16 protein-coding genes are annotated in these 21933 nt (G+C 45.3%); 11 read left to right on the top strand and 5 right to left on the bottom strand.

Translation table 11 applies throughout. The features are described 5' to 3' along the window. The first annotated feature begins 431 nt into the window (after positions 1-431). The gene (locus NG798_RS11590) at positions 432-920 is read left to right on the top strand and encodes a hypothetical protein (RefSeq protein WP_261222712.1); all 489 of its coding nucleotides are present in this window, start codon (positions 432-434) and stop codon (positions 918-920) included. A 72-nt stretch (positions 921-992) separates the two neighbouring features. Then, a complete protein-coding gene (cysE, locus tag NG798_RS11595; protein ID WP_261222713.1) occupies positions 993-1745 on the top strand; it encodes a serine O-acetyltransferase in 753 nt (250 codons plus the stop codon). Between the two features lie 115 nt (positions 1746-1860). Here the strand turns inward: cysE and NG798_RS11600 are convergent, their stop codons facing one another. The 3 genes from NG798_RS11600 to NG798_RS11610 all read right to left on the bottom strand — a co-directional run bounded on the left by NG798_RS11600 (position 1861) and on the right by NG798_RS11610 (position 4624). Then, positions 1861-2442 (bottom strand): Npun_F5749 family FMN-dependent PPOX-type flavoprotein, encoded by a 582-nt coding sequence (locus NG798_RS11600; RefSeq protein WP_261222715.1) that lies wholly within the window; start codon positions 2440-2442, stop codon positions 1861-1863. A 204-nt stretch (positions 2443-2646) separates the two neighbouring features. Beyond that, the gene (locus NG798_RS11605; RefSeq protein WP_261222716.1) at positions 2647-3270 is read right to left on the bottom strand and encodes a hypothetical protein; all 624 of its coding nucleotides are present in this window, start codon (positions 3268-3270) and stop codon (positions 2647-2649) included. Positions 3271-3310: 40 nt separating this feature from the next. Beyond that, entirely contained in the window at positions 3311-4624 is a 1314-nt protein-coding gene (locus tag NG798_RS11610) for a glycoside hydrolase family 10 protein (protein ID WP_261222717.1), read from the bottom strand. A 308-nt stretch (positions 4625-4932) separates the two neighbouring features. On the opposite strand from NG798_RS11610, the gene nrdJ reads away from it, so the two are divergent. From nrdJ to NG798_RS11655, 9 genes are all read left to right on the top strand, one after another. Beyond that, the gene (nrdJ, locus tag NG798_RS11615) at positions 4933-10476 is read left to right on the top strand and encodes a ribonucleoside-triphosphate reductase, adenosylcobalamin-dependent (RefSeq protein WP_261222718.1); all 5544 of its coding nucleotides are present in this window, start codon (positions 4933-4935) and stop codon (positions 10474-10476) included. A 133-nt stretch (positions 10477-10609) separates the two neighbouring features. Further along, a complete protein-coding gene (locus NG798_RS11620) occupies positions 10610-10825 on the top strand; it encodes a hypothetical protein (protein WP_261222719.1) in 216 nt (71 codons plus the stop codon). Positions 10826-11098: 273 nt separating this feature from the next. Continuing rightward, complete coding sequence (gene fbp, locus NG798_RS11625) at positions 11099-12169, top strand: class 1 fructose-bisphosphatase (RefSeq protein ID WP_261222720.1); 1071 nt, start codon at positions 11099-11101, stop codon at positions 12167-12169. A gap of 115 nt (positions 12170-12284) precedes the next feature. Then, a complete protein-coding gene (gene tal / locus NG798_RS11630; protein WP_261223236.1) occupies positions 12285-13424 on the top strand; it encodes a transaldolase in 1140 nt (379 codons plus the stop codon). 142 nt (positions 13425-13566) lie between these two features. Then, on the top strand, positions 13567-15096 hold the full coding sequence (zwf, locus tag NG798_RS11635; RefSeq protein WP_261222722.1) for a glucose-6-phosphate dehydrogenase: 1530 nt from the start codon (positions 13567-13569) through the stop codon (positions 15094-15096). 165 nt (positions 15097-15261) lie between these two features. After that, positions 15262-16623 carry a glucose-6-phosphate dehydrogenase assembly protein OpcA gene (gene opcA / locus NG798_RS11640; RefSeq protein ID WP_261222724.1) on the top strand — a complete coding sequence of 454 codons (1362 nt, stop codon included), beginning with the start codon at positions 15262-15264 and terminating at the stop codon, positions 16621-16623. A 208-nt stretch (positions 16624-16831) separates the two neighbouring features. Beyond that, positions 16832-18274 (top strand): cobyrinate a,c-diamide synthase, encoded by a 1443-nt coding sequence (locus NG798_RS11645; protein WP_261222725.1) that lies wholly within the window; start codon positions 16832-16834, stop codon positions 18272-18274. Positions 18275-18311: 37 nt separating this feature from the next. After that, positions 18312-18665 carry a photosystem II reaction center protein Psb28 gene (gene psb28, locus NG798_RS11650; protein WP_261222726.1) on the top strand — a complete coding sequence of 118 codons (354 nt, stop codon included), beginning with the start codon at positions 18312-18314 and terminating at the stop codon, positions 18663-18665. Positions 18666-18954: 289 nt separating this feature from the next. After that, positions 18955-19251 (top strand): DUF3288 family protein, encoded by a 297-nt coding sequence (locus NG798_RS11655; RefSeq protein ID WP_261222728.1) that lies wholly within the window; start codon positions 18955-18957, stop codon positions 19249-19251. Between the two features lie 55 nt (positions 19252-19306). Here NG798_RS11655 and NG798_RS11660 read toward each other — a convergent pair whose 3' ends face one another. Both NG798_RS11660 and NG798_RS11665 read right to left on the bottom strand, forming a co-directional pair. After that, on the bottom strand, positions 19307-20752 hold the full coding sequence (locus NG798_RS11660; RefSeq protein ID WP_261222730.1) for an MlaD family protein: 1446 nt from the start codon (positions 20750-20752) through the stop codon (positions 19307-19309). 216 nt (positions 20753-20968) lie between these two features. Next, positions 20969-21751, bottom strand: coding sequence for an ABC transporter ATP-binding protein (locus NG798_RS11665; RefSeq protein WP_261222731.1), 783 nt, complete (start codon positions 21749-21751; stop codon positions 20969-20971). Positions 21752-21933 lie beyond the last annotated feature (182 nt).

Here is a 21933-nt window from a genome sequence, read left to right on the forward strand (position 1 = left end):
CTTCCCCCACAATAAACCTGTCAAAAAAGCCCCTCTTTTACATTTACATCTACATCCGCCCAACAGCCCGCTTTACCCCAAAAAACTCCCCAAACTTTTACTCCCCAAAAAACCAACTAAACCCCAAAAAAACTAAAACCAGCAACCCCCACAAAGGAAACTTAAGCCCCCCTAAAAAATAAACCACTGGAAACACAAAAAGCCCCATCAGCAACCAGCCAAGCCCCAGCAAAAATAGTAATAAAAAAACCGCATACATATCTCCATTCCCTCCACAAAAACATTAAAACTGACCTGTGGCAAAAATAAAATTGTCACCAGCCCCCAACTTCAAAAACCAATACCTTGTTAGAACTAAAATAACCTAGCCATCCATAATCCCCATCAGCAACAAAAAAAGAAAAACCCTCAAAAACAATCGGAGGATAGCCATGCGCTCCCAGCCATTAAAACAACTAAAACAGGCAACCATACTCAGCCTAACCCTGAGCCTGACCCTCCTTTTACCCGCCGGCGCAGAAGACCCCATCTTCGGTAAAATCAGCCTCCGCCCCGGCTTCACCCCACCGGCCGGCACCATCACCGGCTACACAAGTGGCTCAACCTCCCTACCCGCCGTCGTCGCCAACAGCGACTACAAAGGCAACAAATGCCTCGGCTTTGCAGACAAAGCCCCAGACTACAAAATGGTTTTAGAGCAAGACTTCCCCAAACTGCAATTCTCCCTCAACAGCGGCGGAAAAGACACAACCCTCGCAATTATGGGCCCCGACCGAAAAATCCGCTGCGGCGACGACACCGGCTCATCAAAAGACGCATCGATCACAGACACAAACTGGAAAGCCGGAGAATACAGCATTTGGGTAGGTTCCATCGACCCAGCCAGCCAGTGGAACTACAAACTCACCGTCCAGCAGTAGCCAAACCACACAGCAAAAACCCCAACAACGGTAATATAAAAAAAGGTCATATTACCGCTGGGTAATCTCTCGATGTTTAAAACACTCGCCGCCGACTTCCGCATCATCTTCGAGCGTGACCCCGCAGCACGCAACCCCCTAGAAGTCCTATTTTGCTACCCCGGATTGCAAGCCTTAGTCTTCTATCGCTTCGCCCACTGGTTAAAAAACCTCGGCCTCCCCTTCATTCCCCGCCTCATCTCTCACATCGCCCGCTTTTTAACCGGCATCGAAATTCACCCCGGCGCCACCATCGGCACCGGAGTTTTTATTGATCACGGCATGGGAGTCGTCATCGGCGAAACCGCCATCATCGGCGACTACGCCCTCATCTACCAAGGAGTCACCCTCGGCGGCACCGGCAAACAAAGCGGCAAACGCCACCCCACCGTCGGCGAAAATGTCGTCGTTGGTGCCGGTGCCAAAGTCCTCGGCAATATCCACATCGGCAACAATGTCCGCATCGGCGCCGGTTCAGTCGTCCTCCGCGACGTCCCCTCCGATTGCACCGTCGTCGGCATCCCTGGCAGAATCGTCTACCGCTCAGGAGTCCGCGTAAATCCCCTCGAACACGGTCAACTGCCCGACTCCGAAGCCGCCGTCATCCGTGCCCTCCTTGATCGTATCGACAGCCTCGAAGAACAACTGCAAACTATGCAAACCCAAATTTATGCCTTAAGTCCCGCCCATGTTTCCGTCCGCCGCACCCACGATCTCCCAATCTCACCCAAATGTCTCCTCAAAGACCGCGAAATCCAAGAATTCCTCGGTGGCTCAGGAATCTAAAATCCCCTTCCTTCCCCTTCCTTCCCCTTCCTTCCCCCTCTTTTTCAAGCCGAGGCTCACAGAGGTTTTCTCGGCCTTTCTCTGTATCCTCGCTTTGAAAAAGAACCTCCTAATCTCAAGGATTAACCTCCTCCTCTCGCCACAGTTTCTCCCCATCTAATTCATAAATGCGCCGGTTCTGCGGTTCCCCCCTCAACTCCAAATGCTCGACTTTTGTAGGTTCGAGCAAAAGCAAACAAAAATGCCCCAAAGGCTCAACAGCATCGGGAAGTGCCGGTGAAAACGCCTCAAAACTCGCCCTCGTCTTCCCCGGCTCAGGCCAAGCAAACTGAACTCTCGCCCCATCAGACAATTCTTGCCAAGCAATTTGACGCGCTTTCTGTAAATCTTCATCCCCATGATTTTCTCCCACTAAAATAAGCTCGCCAAACAGTCGAAACTGCTCTCGTGTTTTCGGGAAATACCAGCAAATTTCCCCCCAAGGATGGCTTTCAATTTGACCGGCTTTTTCGCTGCGAGCATCGGTGACAATTTTTAAAGTATTCGTCTCCCCTAAAAACCCCCGAAAAACAACCGTCCGGTTTGCCGGCATTTTCTCCGCCCTCACCGTTGCCAACTGACAATATCGTGCATTGACTAAACTACGATTGCGATGCAAAGCGCGAGCCAAAAAAGTACGCCAAGGAGCCAAAGACATAAAATTTTAGATTTGAGAATTTCCCGATTTTCAATTTTACTGCTAAACGCTGTTCTAAAAACCCTGTCTCTCACACAAACCCGGTTTTTCAAATAAAGCCTAGACTACAAACAGATAGCCTATCTGCGTTAATCTGTGGGGGGGCATCCTGCCTGTTTTACATCGGCGGTTAAAAAGACCTATTACTCAATCTAAAATCTAAAATCACCACTTACCAAAAACGGCATCTCGTAGCAGAATAATCAAAGCAATTCCTGTAATCGCCCCAACGAGTCCCCACGCTACTGTTAAACCTATCACTTCGGCTACAAATAGGCCGGTTGCTGCTCTCAAAACTCCCCCAAAAGTCCAGCCAATTGCTAACCCAATTGCCCATGCCATAGACATTGCTAATATCCAGCGCCAAGCTTGGGGAATTTGATGTTTTAAAAGCAACCATTGCGCGACTCCAATTGCCCCACCCACGAAAGTCCCATTGACAATTCCGTAAACCATTCTTAGGGGTATAATTTGAGTTTTTGGTGCCATCCAGCCGATAGCGCCGATGCCGGTGAAAGCCACCAACCCCCAACTAGCTATATTTACTAATACCCACCACTCACGACCTTTAAATTTCTTTCTGAGGGCAAAAGATTGAGCCAACCCTATGACTGCACCCCCCAACATCCCCTCAAGGGCATTAATTTCGCCTCGTTCGCCAATTTCAATCAGTAGTAAGCTGAATAAAAATCCCCCCATATTACACCCCACCCATTGCCACCAAAAGCCGGTTCCTAATTCTAATAATTTGACGTATTTATGATATAATGTTTGGCTTGATATTTCCATTTTCCAAAATCGCCGCGATTGGCATTAAAAATTTTTCTGGCTAATTTAAAACCTCCCTAAAAAATTCTAAAAAACCATCTACAAAAAGGCGCATTTGTTGGCTGAAATAGTGTTCTACTTCTGGCGGTGTGTCGGCAAAAGTTTTTTGGAAGCTGTTGCGGCGTTGCTGGGGAGACTCTGGGGTAAGATAACTCCATAAACTTTCCCAATAGAAAAATGAAACACCGGCAAATTTTTTATCTCTTACAATGTTGACTTGTTCTTGAATTTGCTTGACAGGGACGGGGTTTCGCCAAGTGCCGGTGGTGATTCCTATTATTACAGGGATTTTTTTACGGGCTTCTTGAATGGCGGGATCTTCTAATTCTCTGTTAAAACGTTTGATATCGTTGCGGTAAACTTGCAAGATTAATTCATCAACTAAACCTCGATTTACCCACGTTTGCCAATCTTGAAGATAGTTGTTATAAGAAAATCCCTGGGAGTTGGGGGAAAGGGAAATTTTTACATCTGGTTTTGTGGCTTTAATTTCTTTGTTTAGCTTGGCGATAAATTCAGTGATTTTATCAGCCCGCCAGCGCATCCATTCCTTATCTTTTGGGTTATTTGGTGGGTTTTTGCCTTCGTGTTCTTGTTGATAAAGTTTGACGGTAAGAGGATCATAGCCTAATTCCACCGGCATCCCAAAATGGTCATCAATTTGAATTCCTTGGATTGCATAATTATTCACTACTTCTAAAATTAAATTTTGCATAAAAGTTTGAACTTGGGGATGCAGAGGATTTAGCCAAACTTGTCTGACGGCCAACATTTCCGAAGGTAAAGAAAATAAAGGTTTTTGTTTTGCTAATTCTGTGGCTGCTTGCTCATCTAAAACTTCTTTGAAATCTTCTCTATTATCGCGGCGAGTTGTTAACCAGTCGGGATGACGTTTAGCTAACAAAGAATTGGCCGGTGTCATAAATCCATATTCAAACCAAGGAACGACTTTTAAGTTTTTTTCATTACCTTTCTCTACAATAAATTTTAAAATATCTTGAAAAGGTTTTGTCAAACTCAAAAAAGCGTTTTGTTGTCGCCCAGTAATTTGTCTGCCAACTTCGCTCGGATAAAATGTATGACCCCGGTTCCAAACTACGGGATAAATGGTGTTAAAATTCAAATTTGCTAACTGATTTAAAGCGCGATGGACTCCCCAAGGCACAAATAAGACTCCGCTGGCTACATTTGTTAGCCATACGCCGCGAATTTCAGGGCTGGAAGTGGGGGGGATTTGTGAATGGGTGATTGTGGTAAGGGTTAATAGGAAGGCTAGAAGACTGGAAAGGAAAAAAATTGTCCATTTTTTGGGCATTTAAAACTATCTCATTTCAGAAACAGCATTTTTATTTTAATCAATCTGCGGCTGCTCGATAATGGGGAGAAAACTAAACAGAAATAGTTAAACATCAACGCCGACGATTAGAGCAAATTTGCCCGCAATCATTCGCCTTTGGTAGCCCCTACAATTGGGCCGGATTTATATCTGTAGGCTTAAGCTAACAAAAAACCCATCCCTACCACTAGCGCAAAGTGTCCATTTTGACAAGCTTTAAACCCCATATCTAATGGTGTATATTCGTAGTCTACTCTCATGTCAGAACAGGACGAAGCCAAAAAGCAATGGTTCAAGAACTTAGTCTCACAGCCAAGGGCCAATTTCCCGAAAGCGCACCGGCAGCAAATCCGGTATTCTTCAGGACGTACAGCCGGCGTACCCCCCAAGGACGCGAAACCTGGCAGGAAGTGTCACAGCGAACCGTCTCTGGGTTAGCAAAACTTGGCAACCTCACCCCCGATGAAACCGAACTCATTTACCGGATGCAGTGCGAATTAAAATCGCTCACGTCTGGCCGGTGGTTGTGGGTTGGAGGCACAGAATGGATCGAAAAACCAGAGAACTTTTCCGGCGCTTATAACTGTTCATCCACCAATATTTGCGACTGGCGCGCCTTTGGATTATTGATGGATTTAGCCATGATGGGATGCGGCACCGGCGCCGTATTAGAACCCCGTTATATTAATCAATTACCTGCAATTCGTAACCGCATTAACGTCAAAATTCAAGGCGAAATAGGCTCTACCATTGCCCAAAATCGCCGACAAGAAACTGATGTGAAAATAACCGGGAACGAGGTATTAATTAATGTTGGAGATTCGCGGCAAGGTTGGGTAAAGTCTTATCAAACTTTGCTGGAATTGTCAACTGATGAACGTTTTTTAAAAGAAGTAAATGTCATCATTGATGTTAGCGATGTGAGGCCGGTGGGAGAACCCTTAAAAGGATTTGGTGGCGTAGCGAATCCTGTTAAATTACCAGAATTATATAGCCGGTGTGCCGGAATTTTGAATAAGGCAATAGGCCGGCAGCTTAATTCTGTTGAATGTTGTTTATTGATTGATGAAGCTGCGGTAGTTGTGGTTGCCGGTAACGTCAGAAGATGTTTACCTGCGGGGGCACTTGTTCATGCAGAATCAGGCTTAATTCCCATAGAAAAAATCAGAATTGGGGATCGAGTTTTGACGAGCAAAGGCTTTTACCCCGTGACAAACTTTTTCGACCAAGGAGTTCAGCCTTTATGCCGTATCAAAACTCAGGATGGATACTTGGAGTGTACTGCTGACCATAAAGTAGCGGTTTTAACCGATGTTTATGGGAACTACAAAATGGTCAAAGCGAAAGACCTAAAAGAAGGAGATCGCTTAATTTTTGTACCGCAAGCAATACCAGGGACAGCCACCGAATTACCAAGCTTTAAACCCAAAGAGGGTAAGAAAGCTAAATGCCTAACGGTACCAGCTTTAACCACCGAAGTCGCCTATTTTTTAGGTTACTTACACGGGGATGGTTCTGTGGCGTCTGATACATGGCGAGTCAGATTCAGAATTGCTCAAGATTCACCTGAGATTATTGAGAAATTAATCGCAGTTGGTCAACAGTTTGGTTTAGAAACTTATACGCTGCGTTCCCCCGAACAGTGCCAAGCAAAAGCTTTTGAACTGCAATTCAATAGTAGTGCTTTAAATGAGTACCTATCTCAATTCAAAAAGCCGTTTACTTCGATTTCGATTCCTGACTGTATTTTGATGGGAACGGCAGACATTCGTAAGGCTTATTTGGCCGGTTTAGCTGATGCCGATGGCTGTCATTCTCAAGGGGTTTTGGTGGCTTCGGTTTATCCAGACTTCCTCCGACAAGTTCAAACAGTCTATGGGTCTTTGGGAATTACGACACGCCTTTGTTCTTCAGTGCGGAAACGAACAGGTAAATGGGAAGGGGAACTGGTAACGGTAGGTGAGCGTGCTTTTGAAGCAGCAGAAACAATGCTGTTGAGTTATTCAGTATATTTTGCTCTGCGAAAACGCGAACGTCCTAAATCTTTCAAAGATCATGGTTTCCCGAAGGAAATGGTAAGACCTTTGGTGAATAGCTATCAATATGGATGGATCAATCAACAAACACAAATGATTGCTCCTACGTTGAAGAAATTTATCGCTGATGCAACAAATTTAATTCCTGTCAAAGTAGACGGCGTTGAAATGGATGTAAGGACGGCACACACCTATGATATTGAGGTTGCCAGCATCCATGAATTTGTCTGTGAGGGAATTTTAGTGTCTAATTCTGCCGGCATGAGGCAAGGGGTAAGCGATGATAATTTGTTTGCCGGTGCTAAAGAAAATCTCTGGCAGTGCGATGAGGCTGGCAACTGGCGAATTGACCCCGAAAGGGATGCTTTACGAATGGCAAATCATACGCGCGTTTTCCACCGCAAACCAACCCTAGAAGAAACAATAGAGGCTGTACGAAAGCAATATTATTCTGGGGAAGGTGCGATTCAGTGGGCCGGTGAAGCAATTGCCAGAGCTAATATTGATTTGTTGCCGAATCAAGAAACTAAAAAGGCATTTTTGAAGGCTTACCAAGAAGGAACAATTAAAGAATGGTTCCAGACAAACTATCCCAATATGCCCGAACAAGAAATCGAGCATCGGTTAGCCCGTGTGGGGTTGAATCCTTGTGTGACGGCTGATACCTGGATTCATACAGAATTTGGCCCCCGTCAAGTTAAAGATTTGCTTGGCAAGCAGCACGGAACCTACGTCAATGGTGAACTGTTTAGTACGACATCTGAAGGCTTTTTCTATACAGGAAACCAACCGGTTTTAAAGGTAACGACTCACGAAGGCATTTCTCTGCGATTAACCCCCAACCATCAGCTTTTACGCATCACCAGTCAAACCCAGAAACAGCAATACGTCGAATGGACAGCCACCGCAGATTTAAAACCGGGTGATAGGCTCTGTTTGCATAATCACCGGGATATTCAACCCTGGTCAGGAACGGGAACATTTGAAGAAGGCTGGCTTCTCGGCAGTTTGCTCGGCGATGGTTCACTTGCGGAAACTGCTTGGCATGACCAAGGCATTCTCCGTTTTTGGGGTGAATCTCAGGATGAAATGATTGCATTGGCGGTGGCGACGCTTCAAGCAACAGTGACTTGCGGTAGTCATCTAGCTGGGCATTACAACCCCCGCCATCATTTACAGCAAGTAACTTCCAGTGGCTTAGCCGTGCTGGCTGCTCAGTTTGGTCTTCGGAAGGGGCAAAAAGTTGTCACTCCTGAGATTGAGCAATCGAGCTATGCCTTCCACTGTGGCTTTTTATGTGGTTTCTTTGATGCTGATGGCAGTGTTCAAGGCAGCCAACAAAAAGGCATAAGTATTCGCTTGGCCCAAAGCAACCTAGCAACGTTGACGGCGGTTCAACGAATGCTCCTGCGTATGGGCATTGTTTCAACGATTTATCAAAATCGTCGCTTAGGGGGCGTGCGTTTTTTGCCGGATAGCAATCGCAACCCCGCGCCCTATTTCTGCCAAGCGCAGCATGAATTGGTGATTGCCAACGATAACTTAAGCTGGTTCCGAGATCGGATTGGCTTCCGTCAGCCCGACAAACAACATCAACTCAATGACTCACTGAGCAACTACAAACGCAATCTCAACCGTGATCGCTTCAGTGTCACTGTTGCCGCGATCGAACCCGATGGGGTGGAACCCGTTTATGACTGTACTGTTCCCGGCCCGGCACGTTTTGATGCCAACGGTCTTGTTGCTCACAATTGTGGTGAGATTATTGGAGCGAATTTTCACTGTGTTTCAGGAGAAACTCTACTCATTACTCGTGATGGCATCCACAAAATTAAAGATATTGTGGGACAAGAAATTGAAATTTGGAATGGGCTTCGGTGGAGTAAAGTTACCCCTTTTCAAACCGGCACCAATCAAAAGTTATATCGTGTCCGTTTTGGCGATGGTTCCTATCTGGATGCGACAGAATATCATCGATTTTTTGTGAAAGATAGGTTTGGTAAGACTTATAAAGAAGTTCAAACCAAAGATTTGATGGATATCAGCCCCTACGCGATTCACACCGAACCTTTTACTATTGAGTATGAGGATGGTTTGGATATTGATGCAAACTATGCTTATACTTTGGGGGTTGCTGTTGGGGATGGTACTACCAATCGAAATCAAGCTAAAATTCGGCTGTATGATAAAAAGTCGGATTTATTAGTTGCGGGAAATATATCTCCCGTTCGTGAATATGGCTATGCACCGGCTTTTTGTGATGTCACTGATTTAGGGTTTTCTGGGGAGTTTCTCAAATCTCTAAAGACGAATCCTGAAGCGTTGAGTTTAATCGCAAGTTGGAATGTTAAAGCAATTTTACATTTTGTTGCCGGTGTCGCAGATACGGATGGTTCTAATACGGCTGGAAATGGTATTCGCATTTATATATCCGACTACGATCGTGCGTACCGTTTTCAATTGCTGTTGACCAAATGCGGTATCCGTTCATCTCTAAATCTTTGCGCTCATAAGGGTTCTGTAACAAATTATGGTGTCAGAGCGCAGGATTTGTATTATCTACAAATCACAGATTGCCAGAAAATACCTTGTCAGCGTTTGGATACTACGAAGGGACGTAAATCAGTTGCTAAAGGTAAATGGCAAATTGTTCGTTCTGTTGAAGAATTGCCCGGATTGCATGAGACGTTTTGCTTTAATGAACCTGAGTTTCATAAAGGGGTTTTTGGGAATTCTCTAACAGGGAATTGCAATTTGGCGGAGGTTCACCTAAATCAAGTTAACCCGAAAAATGAAAAAGAAATTGAGGATGCTTTCAGCGCCGGCGCTCTTTCGGTAGCAGTTCTCCTCAATCACAAATTTATGGAACCTCGTTACCAATACAGTCGGGAATTAGACCCAATTGTAGGGGTATCATTCACCGGCCTTTTTGATTTCTTTGTTACTGCTTTCGGCGTCGATTGGTTGCGCTGGTGGGAACAAGGCCGACCGGCTACCATGCAAGGATTAGAATTTAAACAACAGGAAGCCGAATATTTAAGCCGGTGGAAAAAAATAGTCCATCGTGTGATTTGGGATTATTGTGATCGACACAATTTAAAACGCCCCAATCGTTGTACGACGGTTCAACCGGCCGGCACAAAATCTTTGCTCACCAGCGCATCCCCCGGCTGGCACCCGCCAAAAGCACAGCGCTTTATTCGTCGCATTACCTTCCGTAAAAATGACCCCGTAGCTTTAGCCTGTATTGACTACGGTTATAATGTCATCCCCTCGCAATCAGATAAAGATGAAAATGGTAATTTACTTAATGATCCATTTTCCGAACGTTGTACAGAATGGTTGATTGAAATTCCTGTCTCCGTTCCTTGGGCCGATTTACCAGGAGCCGATGAAATTGAAATCAGCAAATTTAACGCTCTTGCACAAATGGATTTTTACATGAATGTGCAACAGAACTGGACGGCGCATAATTCTTCAGCCACTATTGAGTTGCGTTCTGAAGAAGTCGAAGCCTTGGGAACGCGGATTTATGAGGCAATTCGGGATGATGAGGGGTATATTTCGGCGGCGCTTTTGGCTCGTTTTGATGACCTGCAATCTTTCCCCCGCTTGCCTTTTGAACCAATCAATAAGCAACAGTATGAGCAATTAGTCAAGGAAGTTAAAGAGCGCCGGCGTACAGAAGATTTCCACGCAGCGTTAGGGCGTTATGATCGCGGGGAAATGCCAGAAGCAGGGCCGGCCGGTTGCGACTCCGATAAATGTATGTTCCCAGAGCAAAAACCTGAATAATGCCCTTTGTCATTGGTCATTTGTCCTTTGCCCTTTGTACAATGACCAATGACTAGACCGGCCCCTTGTCGGTCATCCACCAGCCTTGAGGCGTTAGGATACCAGCAGAACGCTTATTTTAGGAGTTTCAAAAATGTTTCTTGACGAACTCAACCCGGTTTTTAAGGAATTTGTCCAGAATCCCGCTGCTTTTTTAGGGGGGTTCGTTTCTGGAGTTTTGCGCTTAAATCTGTCCGACGAGCCGGTGAAAAGCTGGTTAGAACAACAAACCGGCACTTCATCTTCTAGCTATACTACCGGCCCCGAAACTAATGGTAACAGTGGCCCTCAGTCGATCTCAATTGATTGAGCCGATTCTTAAACGGCCTTTTTGATCTTTCGCTATACACACCGGCAGACCCATCAAATGCCGGTTTTTTTATATCCCTAAGTACAAATACTCCCTCTGAAGAGAGAAGTTTCTTTAGTTGATCTAAAGTTAGAAGCTTTCAGAAAAATGCCTCCCTAAGATAGTAAGAGAAGGACGGTCGGCATCGTAAGCCAGCAGGCGGCCTTGCCGGTAGTCCCACAAAATGGTAGAGACGTTGACAGCAACCTCTCTACATAGAGGGAGGATCAAAAAATGGCAGACATCAAAGAGCCATCTTCTCAAGTACCAAGCTTAGATCGTGACTGTACAACCCTGTCGCGTCACGTTCTCCAACAACTCCAGAGTTTCGGCCCTGATGCTCAGGATCTCAGCGCTATTATGAACCGCATTGCCTTGGCGGCCAAGCTGATATCCCGCAGACTTTCGCGGGCCGGTTTGCTCGAAGGCGTTCTAGGCTTCACCGGCGAGGTGAATGTCCAGGGAGAATCTGTCAAAAAGATGGATGTTTATGCCAATGAGGTTTTCATTTCCGTTTTCAAGCAAAGCGGTTTAGTCTGTCGCTTAGCTTCCGAAGAAATGGATAAACCTTATTACATTCCCGAAAACTGCCCCATTGGACGTTACACCCTGCTCTATGACCCCATTGATGGCTCCTCAAATTTGGATATAAATTTGAATTTGGGATCAATATTCGCCATTCGTCAGCAAGAGGGAAATGATGAAGATGGGGAAGCCCTAGATTTGTTGCAAAATGGACGCAAACAAATCGCGGCGGGTTATGTCTTGTATGGCCCTAGTACGATGTTGGTGTATTCAATTGGCAAAGGCGTACATTCGTTTACCCTTGACCCCAGTTTAGGAGAATTTATTCTTTCTTCTGAAAATATCACCACACCCACACACGGCTCGATTTATAGCGTCAACGAGGGAAACTTCTGGCAGTGGGATGAATCGATTCGAGACTATATTCGCTATGTCCACCGGCATGAGGGTTATACAGCCCGATATGGTGGAGCCTTAGTGGGTGATTTTCACAGGATTTTGTTTCAGGGAGGAGTTTTCTTGTATCCAGGGACACTGAAAAAACCAGAGGGTAAATTACGCTTGTTGTATGAGACAGCACCCTTGGCGTTTTTGATGGAACAAGCGGGAGGACGGGCCTCCACCGGCACGCAAGATATCTTAGATGTAGTCCCTGATAAAATCCATGCTCGATCCCCGCTGATTATTGGCAGTACAGAGGACGTAGCAATGGTTGAGTCTTTTATTCACGAGCGAGCGAGGGAAGAAGCACTAAAAGCACAACCCTCCGCCGTCAGATAGTTGGAATCGTTTAGGGCATTGAATTCATAGTTAATTGTTTTTCTCACAACAAACTTTAACTATTGAATCATCAATACTACCCAGGAATTTTAGAAACAACAAAGAGAGTATGACAATGGCAAACAATCCTTTATTACAGATTGAACAAGATTACAATCAAAGCATCTGGATGGATAACCTGACTCGGAATTTAATTCAGTCAGGGGAACTTAAGGAAATGATCACGACTCGCGGCATCGTGGGGATCACTTCAAATCCGGCAATTTTTCAAAAGGCGATATCCGGTAATGTGGTTTACGATGCTGATATTGAGGCAGGGATTAAGGCCGGTAAATCAGTACAAGATATCTATGAATCTTTGGTGTTTGATGATATTCGCAATGCCTGTGATATTTTTCGCGGCATTTATCAGCAAAGCGATGGTTTGGATGGCTATGTAAGTATTGAAGTGCCACCCGATTTAGCACACAATGCCGAAAAAACAATTGCGGAAGCCAAACGTTATTACAGTGAGATTGGTCGGGATAACGTGATGATTAAGATTCCGGGGACACCGGAAGGCTTAAGGGCAGTAGAAGAGGTAATTGCGGCGGGGATCAATGTCAATGTGACTTTGTTGTTCTCGGTGCAAAGTTATGTGGAGACGGCCTGGGCGTTTATTCGCGGTTTGGAAGCACGGGCCGCTAAAGGCGAAGATATTTCTAATATTGCGTCAGTTGCCAGCTTTTTTATCAGCCGGATTGATATCAATGTTGATGCCCGGTTGGATAAGTTGATTGAGGCAGCCCAAGATGATGCCAAAAAAGAAGAACTGCGGGCGATGAAAGGTAAGTTTGCTATCGCTAACGCCAAAATTGCCTATCAGAAATACAAGGAGATTATTCAGACAGACCGCTGGAAAGCTTTATCGGCAAAAGGCGCAAAAATGCAGCGATTGCTGTGGGCATCCACCGGCACCAAAGATCCAAACTACAGCGATGTATTGTATGTCGATGAATTGATTGGGCCTAATACGGTGAATACATTGCCACCGGCCACTATCGAAGCTTGTGCGGATCATTGCGATGTGGCAAGTCGCATTGAAACCAATGTCGAAGAAGCTTATAAATTGGCTGAAGAATTACCGAAATTGGGCATTAACCTTGACGAAGTGATGGACGAACTGATTATAGACGGCATTGATAAATTTATTCAGCCGTTTGAATCATTGATTAAATCCTTGCAAGAAAAGGTCGATAAATTAATGCCGGTGTAAGCATAGTCATTAGTCATTGGTCAAGAGTCATTAGTGGCGCAGGCGTCCCGCCTGCCAAGGACAAAGGACAAAAGACAAACGACAAAAGACCAATGACTAATGACTCTTGACAAAAAAAGCAATAGAAGGAAAACAATAAAAAATGGTAACACTGTTAGAAAACCCCCTCCGCCTTGGCCTAACCCAAGAACGCACCCCGGAACCGTTGATTTTAGTTATCTTTGGCGCATCGGGTGATTTAACTCAGCGTAAACTGGTACCGGCCCTCTATCACCTCAAACGCGAACGCCGACTGCCTGCCGAAATTACGATTGTCGGTGTAGCCCGCCGGCCCTGGAGTCACGATTATTTCCGCGAACAAATGCGCGAAGGCGTCGAACAATTTTCCGATGGTATTGGTTCCGAGGAACTTTGGAAAGACTTCGCAGAAGGCTTATTTTACTGCTCCGGCGACATCGACAACCCCGAAAGCTACCAAAAACTAAAAACCTTCCTGAATGAACTCGACGGAATGCGGGGAACTCGTGGCAACCGTGTTTTTTATCTCTCGGTTTCTCCTAACTTTTTCCCCGAAGCTATTCGTCAGTTAGGAGGGGCCGAGTTGTTAAGTGATCCCACCAAAACCCGCTTAGTTATTGAAAAACCCTTTGGACGCGATCTGGGTAGCGCCAAATTCTTAAACCGCGTTGTTCAACAAGTTTGTAAAGAAAACCAAATTTATCGAATTGACCACTACCTAGGGAAAGAAACCGTCCAAAACCTCCTGGTCTTCCGCTTTGCAAACGCCATCTTTGAACCCCTGTGGAACCGGCAATTTGTCGATCATGTTCAAATCACCGTTGCCGAAACCGTCGGAGTTGAAGACCGCGCCGGCTACTATGAAACCAGCGGGGCCTTGCGAGACATGGTACAAAACCACCTCATGCAGCTTTTCTGCCTCACGGCAATGGAACCTCCCAACGCCCTCGACGCCGATAGCATCCGTACCGAAAAACTCAAAGTCCTCCAAGGTACTCACCTCGCCGATGTCCGCAACTTAGAACACTCCGCGATCCGAGGCCAATATAGTGCCGGTTGGATGAAAGGCAACCCCGTCCCCGGTTATCGTCAAGAACCGGGAGTCGATCCCAATTCTACGACTCCTACCTACGTCGCTATGAAACTGCTTATCGATAACTGGCGGTGGAAAGGCGTACCCTTTTATATGCGTACCGGCAAACGTCTCCCCAAAAAAGTCTCGGAAATTGCAATTCAATTCCGTGAAGTGCCTTATCTGATTTTCCAATCAGCCGCCCAACAAGCCTCTCCCAACGTCCTCACCCTCCGCATTCAACCAAACGAAGGTATTTCTCTACGCTTTGAAGTCAAAACGCCCGGTATCACCCTCCGCACTCGTCCCGTTGATATGGACTTCAGCTATGGTTCCACCTTCGGCAAAACCTCTGGCGATGCCTACGACCGGCTTTTACTAGACTGTATGCTAGGCGACGCCACTCTGTTCACCCGTGCTGATGAAGTAGAAGAAGCATGGCGTGTTGTCTCACCGGCCCTCAATGCTTGGGACGCCCCGGCAGATCCGGCAACTATCCCCCAATATGAGGCCGGTACTTGGGAACCCGCCGAAGCTGAACTACTCCTCGAACGCGACGGACGCCGGTGGCGCCGGTTGTAAAAAGCGTTTTTTGTCAAACAGTCATTTGTCAAACAGTCATTTGTACGAGTGTGCAATGAGTAATGAGCAATCAGCTAACTGTTTTTTGTTATTTGTACGAGTGACTAATGACTAATGACTAATGACTAATGACTACACCAATAACAAATGACAAAAGGATAAATTATGACAGTACAAACAGCACCAATTTATTCTCTGCAAGCGCCCAAAGATGTATCCATTGCCGACATTGAAGCCGAACTTAGTAAAATTTGGCAAAGTTATAGCGGTATGGGTGATGTGAATAACATCCCCACCGCCACTCGCGCCGCAACTTTTAGTTTACTGGTGTACGAACCTGAAGAAACTCAACAACTTTTAGCTGCTTTGGGTTATTACACCGGCCCTATTGATGGTATTGGTGGCCCGCGTATGGAAGCCGCTTTAGCTGCTGCTCAAAAAACCTTTGGTTTGCCGGTGACAACTAAACCCAATAACGAAACCCTCGTTAAACTTCGGGAAGCGTTTGCTCAAAGCTTCGATGGTGGTGATGGGAAAAATGGAAATGGCAAGAGCCGGTATTCGGCTGATGCCAAAAGTACCATCGCTGACGAAATTGCTTCCCGTAACCCCTGCCGTATTATTACTCTTTGCCCGGTTTCTGGGGAAGATGAAGGTGTCAGCGCTCAAGTTTCGGCCTATTGTCCTATCAATAAACAAAGCAGCAATACTCTGATCTGCTGTGAATACATCACTCTCAAAGGAACTGTAGAAGCTTTGGAACGAGTGGGGGGTATGATTGGAGCTTTATTAATTGGCGAGTTGCCTAAATTCCTGTGGTGGAAAGCAGCCCCGGATATTAATATGGGCTTATTCAAACGCCTTGCTGACGACAGCAACTCGGTTATTGTAGACTCCAGCGCTTTTAATGACCCAGAAGTTGGTGTGCGGCGCGTCCAAGCCCTCATTGATGCCGGTATTGCTGTGGCGGATCTCAATTGGCGCCGGCTGGCCCCCTGGCAAGAATTAACGGCTGAAGCTTTCGATCCCCCAGAACGTCGCTCTGCTATTTATGAAGTTGATCGCGTTACCATTGACTACGAAAAAGGCAATCCTAGCCAAGCTTTAATGTTTTTGGGTTGGCTGGCAAGTCGTCTGGGTTGGGTGCCGGTTTCTTGCCAACAAGAAGACGGCGATTATCAAATTAAACGCATTACATTCCAAGGTAAAGACAACAAAGAAATTGAGGCAGAACTTGCTGCTATCCCCACTGCTGACTGGGGTGATATTCCTGGTGATTTAATTAGTTTGCGTCTGACTTCTACTAACGAACAAGCCGACTGCTGTACTGTTCTTTGCTCTCAAACCACCGGCTGTATGCGGATGGAAGCTAAAGGCGGTGCCCAAGCTTGTCGCATTCAGCAGGTAGCGCCTCGCAGTGACCAAAAAGCTGAAATTCTCCTCAGCCAACAGTTACAACGTTGGGGACGCGAAATGCTTTATGAGGAAAGTTTGGCTGTGACTTCTCAAATTCTTAAGTGTCAATAGTCTTTTGTCCTTGGTCATTTGTCATTTGTCATTTGTAATGTAGGTTGGGTGGAGGAACGAAACCCAACTCTCTCAAGGCTTTGATGGGTTTCGCTTACGCTCTACCCATCCTACAAATAATTAAGTGCTTCTACTTACATCATGTTTACCCTTGACAAAAGACTCTTGAACAAAGGACAAATGACTATGGACTAATGATAAATGACAAATGAGTTTAATTATTGCCGGTGAACGCAGTGGGGCGGGAAAGACTACTATTACTCTGGCGCTTTTAGCTGCTTTGAAATCTCGTGGGGTGCCGGTGCAGTCTTTTAAAGTTGGGCCGGATTATATAGACCCTATGTTTCATCACTATGTTACTGGCCGGCCTTGTCGTAATTTAGATCCTATTCTCACTTCTGAAGATTATGTGAGGAAATGTTTTGCCAAATATACACAAGATTGTCAGAAACCGCCCCAATATGCGCTTGTTGAAGGCGTAATGGGCTTATTTGATGGTGTTAAAACTGCTCACCAACCAGACAAAAATGATTATGCCAGTACCGCACATATAGCTAGAATTTTAGATTTGCCTGTTATATTTGTGATAGATTGTTCGCGGTTGTCGGGTTCGGTTGCCGCCATCGCACACGGATATTGCACATTAGATAGTAGAATTAAAATGGCCGGTGTGGTATTAAATCGGGTGGGAAGTGACCGGCATTTAGAATTACTGAAGGATGCTTTGGAGGGGTTGAATTTGCCGGTTTTGGGGGTGTTAAGGCGTACTGATGAAATTAGCATTCCTGATAGGCATTTGGGTTTAGTTCCTTCTGAAGAGTTAGGGGATTTAGATGCGGTTATTGAGAGGCTTGCTGAGATAGGTAATGAGTGTTTTGATTGGGGAAGTTTGCTGCCGTTATTGGAGATTAAAACCGCAGATGTAGGGCAGGCAAGATGCCTACCCCACCAGTGGGGCGGGCAACATGAGCGCCATTCTACATTTAAGGGATTGGATTTAATAAAAATAGCTGTTGCGCGTGATAAGGCTTTTAATTTTTATTATCAGGATAATCTTGATATGTTGGAGGAGTTAGGGGCTGAGTTGGTGTTTTGGAGTCCGCTGGAAGAGAAAATGCCGGTTGATGTTGAAGGTTTATATTTTGGGGGTGGTTTTCCTGAAGTTTTTGCGGAAAAGTTAAGTGAGAATAAGCGGGGGTTGGAAGCAGTACGGGAGGCAATTTTGGGGGGGATGCCGGTTTATGCTGAGTGTGGGGGTTTGATGTATTTGTGTGAGGAAATTATCGATTTTGAGGGGAAAAATTGGCGGGGGGTTGGGGTTATACCGGCTTCTGCGGTGATGGGTAAAAGGTTAACTTTGGGATACCGGCAATGTGTGGCTTTACAGGATAGTCCGCTTTTAGCAAAAGATCAGGTGGTTTGGGGGCATGAATTTCATCGATCTTCTCTGACACTTTGCTATGAAGGGGAAGAAAAAACTCCCGCACGTTTATTTGAAATCCGGGGTATTTCTGCACAGAGTACAAGCGAGTTGGAAGGGTGGGGGATGCCTAATTTACACGCTTCTTATGTGCATTTACACTGGGGGGCTACGACTGAGTTACCGGCTCGTTTTTTAGAAAGTTGTGTGAAATTTAAGCAGCAAAAATGATAGGCTGGAGATAGGAGTTTATTTTGGGGTGGTTTTTATGCCGGTTGTTTCTGTGCAGTTTATTGATGGTTTGGAAGAGGAAATTAGCGGGGTGAGTTTACGGAAAAATCGCTTTTCTGCTAAAAAAACTGTGGTTTTGACGTTTAAACAAGTTCAGGCTTTGGAAAAGGGGCGCAGTTTTACGAATAAAATTGAAAATCTCTGGCTGCGGGATGAGGAGGGGGCTATTCAGGTTTATCCAAATGGGATTAAGTTTGTTTTTGTGGATGATGATAATTTGTCTGCTGCTGAGTGTTCTTTTGATGTAGAGGGTGAGGAGGCTTTTGAGCGTGTGATGCGGTTTTTACACCGCTATGCTGAGGTTCATGGATTTTCTTTTGAGCAGTCTTGAAAATTGAGGTTTTTTTTGATAAGATGCCGGTTAATTCGTGGCCGGTTAAATAGCCTCTAATTGACCTTTAATATTAATAAATCCGCCTTTACTCGTCAAAAAAACGGCTTTTGAATAATTAGCCAATTGAATTAAGTAAGTCAACTTAATTAAACTCTATATGTAATGTAGGTTGGGTAGAGGAACGAAACCCAACACTCTCGACGCTTTGATGGGTATCGCTTACGCTCTACCCATCCTACAAATAATTAAGTGCTTCTACTTAAAAACCCTCCCACAAAACATCACTATGGCACAATCCACCAATTTAGATCAAAAACACCCCCAAGAAAAAAAAGACAGCGACACCATCGCCACCATCCTAGCAGAAGAACCAAGCGAATATTATCAAGCAGAACTAGCCCGGTTAATCATTCGCTATAAAGGATTTCCCGGCGCCAAAGAAATTAAAAAAAGCCTCCAAGAAATCCTTGATAAATGGGGAATAACCGAAGAAAAACTATTTGAACTCACCCGCGAAATTCACGCCAACAAAAACATATTTAAAAGCTACACCCAACAAGGAGACGAGGAAGAATGGATCTAACACCAAAACTGTAGAAAAAGCCAAATAATTTTTCACCTTTTTTTCTTAATTTCTGTTACTCCTCACCCTGCGGTGAAGGCGTATTCACCGCCGCCCTCACCGGCAAAATCACCCTAACCGTCGGGAGTTGTTGCTTCTTCAAAACAGCCTCCCCGTTATCTTCCACAACATCTTGTGCTAACCTATCAACCGTCAACTGTAAAGGCGCCACACTCTTCGCAACCTCCACCTGCTGCTGTAACTGTTGAGTTGAAGAAACCAAGCCACTCAACCCATTAACCAAGCGGCGAATATTCCCTCGAAACTGCGGATCACCAGTCAACTCATCCAGATCAGAAGTAATCTTTTCAGCATTTTGAAAAACCACCCGCGCCGACTCCAAAGTTTGCTGTAAAGTGATCAAATTAGAAGGATCAGAAAGCTGGCGCAAATTCGCAGAAGCCAAAGCCGCATTCGCCGTCGCCGTCTCAATATTGCGAATTGTTTGCCCCTCAGAAAAAGTGCGAAAATTGGCAGAAGCCAAAGCAGCATTCGCCGATAAACTCTCCAAATTTCTAATAAACTCCGCCCCCTTCACCTGATCCAAAATTGGCGACAAACCACCCACAGCCGTCCGTAATTCCACACTTGTCGCACCCAAATTATCCAACGCCGCCACCAAATTTGAACTATTACTCATCACCAAATTATTCACATTTGTAATCAAACGATCTGCTTGCGCCGCACTTACACGAACTTGATTAGCCGTCAAAGTAAACTCATTCATACTCGAACTAAACTGATTAGTTAATCCCCCCACCTGATTAACAACCTGATCCACCGAATCGCCAATTTGATTAGCCTTCTGCGTCAAATTATTAGCATTTTCAGAAAAACCCCTCAACTCCTGACGAACCGACTGACTTAAACTCGAAAGTTCCCTTGTCAAATCACTCACCCCCGCCGTCGCCGTTGCACTATTTTCTACCAACGTATTAATATTTTTAAACAACTCAGGATTATTCACCACGTTAGTCAACTCAATCGTAGACTCAATCAGCCTCGTAAAACTCACCCCTGTTTCTCCTTGCACCTTAGAATTATTACAAATAATCAAATCCGAGTTACAATTTTTATCCAAAGGCTTAGTCACATTTGACCCCAAAGAAACGGGAATAGTCGAAGTAATATCAATATAAGTATCGCCAATCAAACCCGATTGATTGGAAGTAATTAAAACCCCCTCACGAGGAATCACCAAATCCGATGGAGTCACCTCCACCGTCACCGCTACCGTATTTGGACCCGGATTAATCGCTGTAATTTTACCCACACTAACGCCACGATAGCGAACCTCCGTCCCCACTTCCAGCCCTTCCGCTTCCTGAAAATTCACCACAAACCGATAATAATTTCTCCCCAAAGTCAGCCCGCCCAACCACAAAACCAAAGCCCCAAAACAACCCACCCCCAACAAGAGCAACAAACCCACAGATCCTTCTCGCACTGTTCGGGAACGCATAACTTTTTCCTCTGCAATGTTTTAAAATTAAATTTGTCCTGTGTCTTCTGTCCGGTGTCAACCGTCTTGCATTAATGGTCACTAGCGATAGACCCTGATCTTTTTGCAATCACTCTTGACCAATGACCAAAGACGATTATTTTTCGATGTTAGGTCTTCGCTTCTCCTTATTTTAAAACAAACCAAAATACATCTATCTAAAGATAGAAAATTATGTTAACCGGCAACAACAATCGGGCCGGTGACACTGCCGCTAAAAAATTGTCGAATTAACGGATCAGTTGTCGTATCAATGTCATCAATTGTACCTACCCACTGCACCTTACCTTGATAAAGAAATACAATTCGGTCAGCCGTGCGGCGAATTGTACTATCCTGGTGAGTCACCATCACATAGGTACTGCAACCCCCTTGATTTTGTTGCAAATCCCGAATTAAATCTTCTATCACCGTAGAAGCAATCGGATCTAAACCGGCAGTAGGCTCATCATAAAGCACCACCTCTGGCGTATCACGAGGATTATCAGGGTTACTCAAAATCGCCCTCGCAAAACTGACTCGCTTACGCATCCCACCGGAAAGCTGATCAGGATAGCGATCAGCCACCCCAGACAACCCTACTCTTTCCAAACTTTCCTCCACCAATTCCCGAATTTTATGGCGCGGAAGTTTGGATCGCTGGTAAAGTAAAAAACCCACATTTTCATCAACCGTCAAGGAGTCAAACAAAGCCGCTTGCTGAAACACCATACTAATGCGAATCGGGTCAAAAGCATCGCCAATCAAACCCTGTCGAAGCTGACCCTCCACATAAACCTCGCCGCTATCGGGCGCAAGCAACCCCGCCATAATTCGCAAAGATGTAGATTTCCCCGTCCCCGACGGGCCGATAATGGCCAAAGCCTCACCCCGGTAAACGGTCAGATCGACTTGATCCAAAATCAGATTGTCACCAAACGACTTAGAAATGCCCTTAAGCTCAATTACTCCCTCTTTCATAGAAAAAAACTCAACTTGCTAGTAAGCACCGGCAAACCGGAGATTGATTTTCAAAAATTTAAACGTCACTTTCTGGCAGTATATCTTGAGACAAACTCAATGGCAGTCCTGCCAACTGCAACATTAGACACAGAAACTTTGTCAGATTAACCTTAGAAGCGTAATTATTTTACTTGCCGCTA

Origin of the sequence: Ancylothrix sp. D3o, assembly GCF_025370775.1 — a bacterium.
Classification (GTDB): Bacteria; Cyanobacteriota; Cyanobacteriia; order Cyanobacteriales; family Oscillatoriaceae; genus Ancylothrix.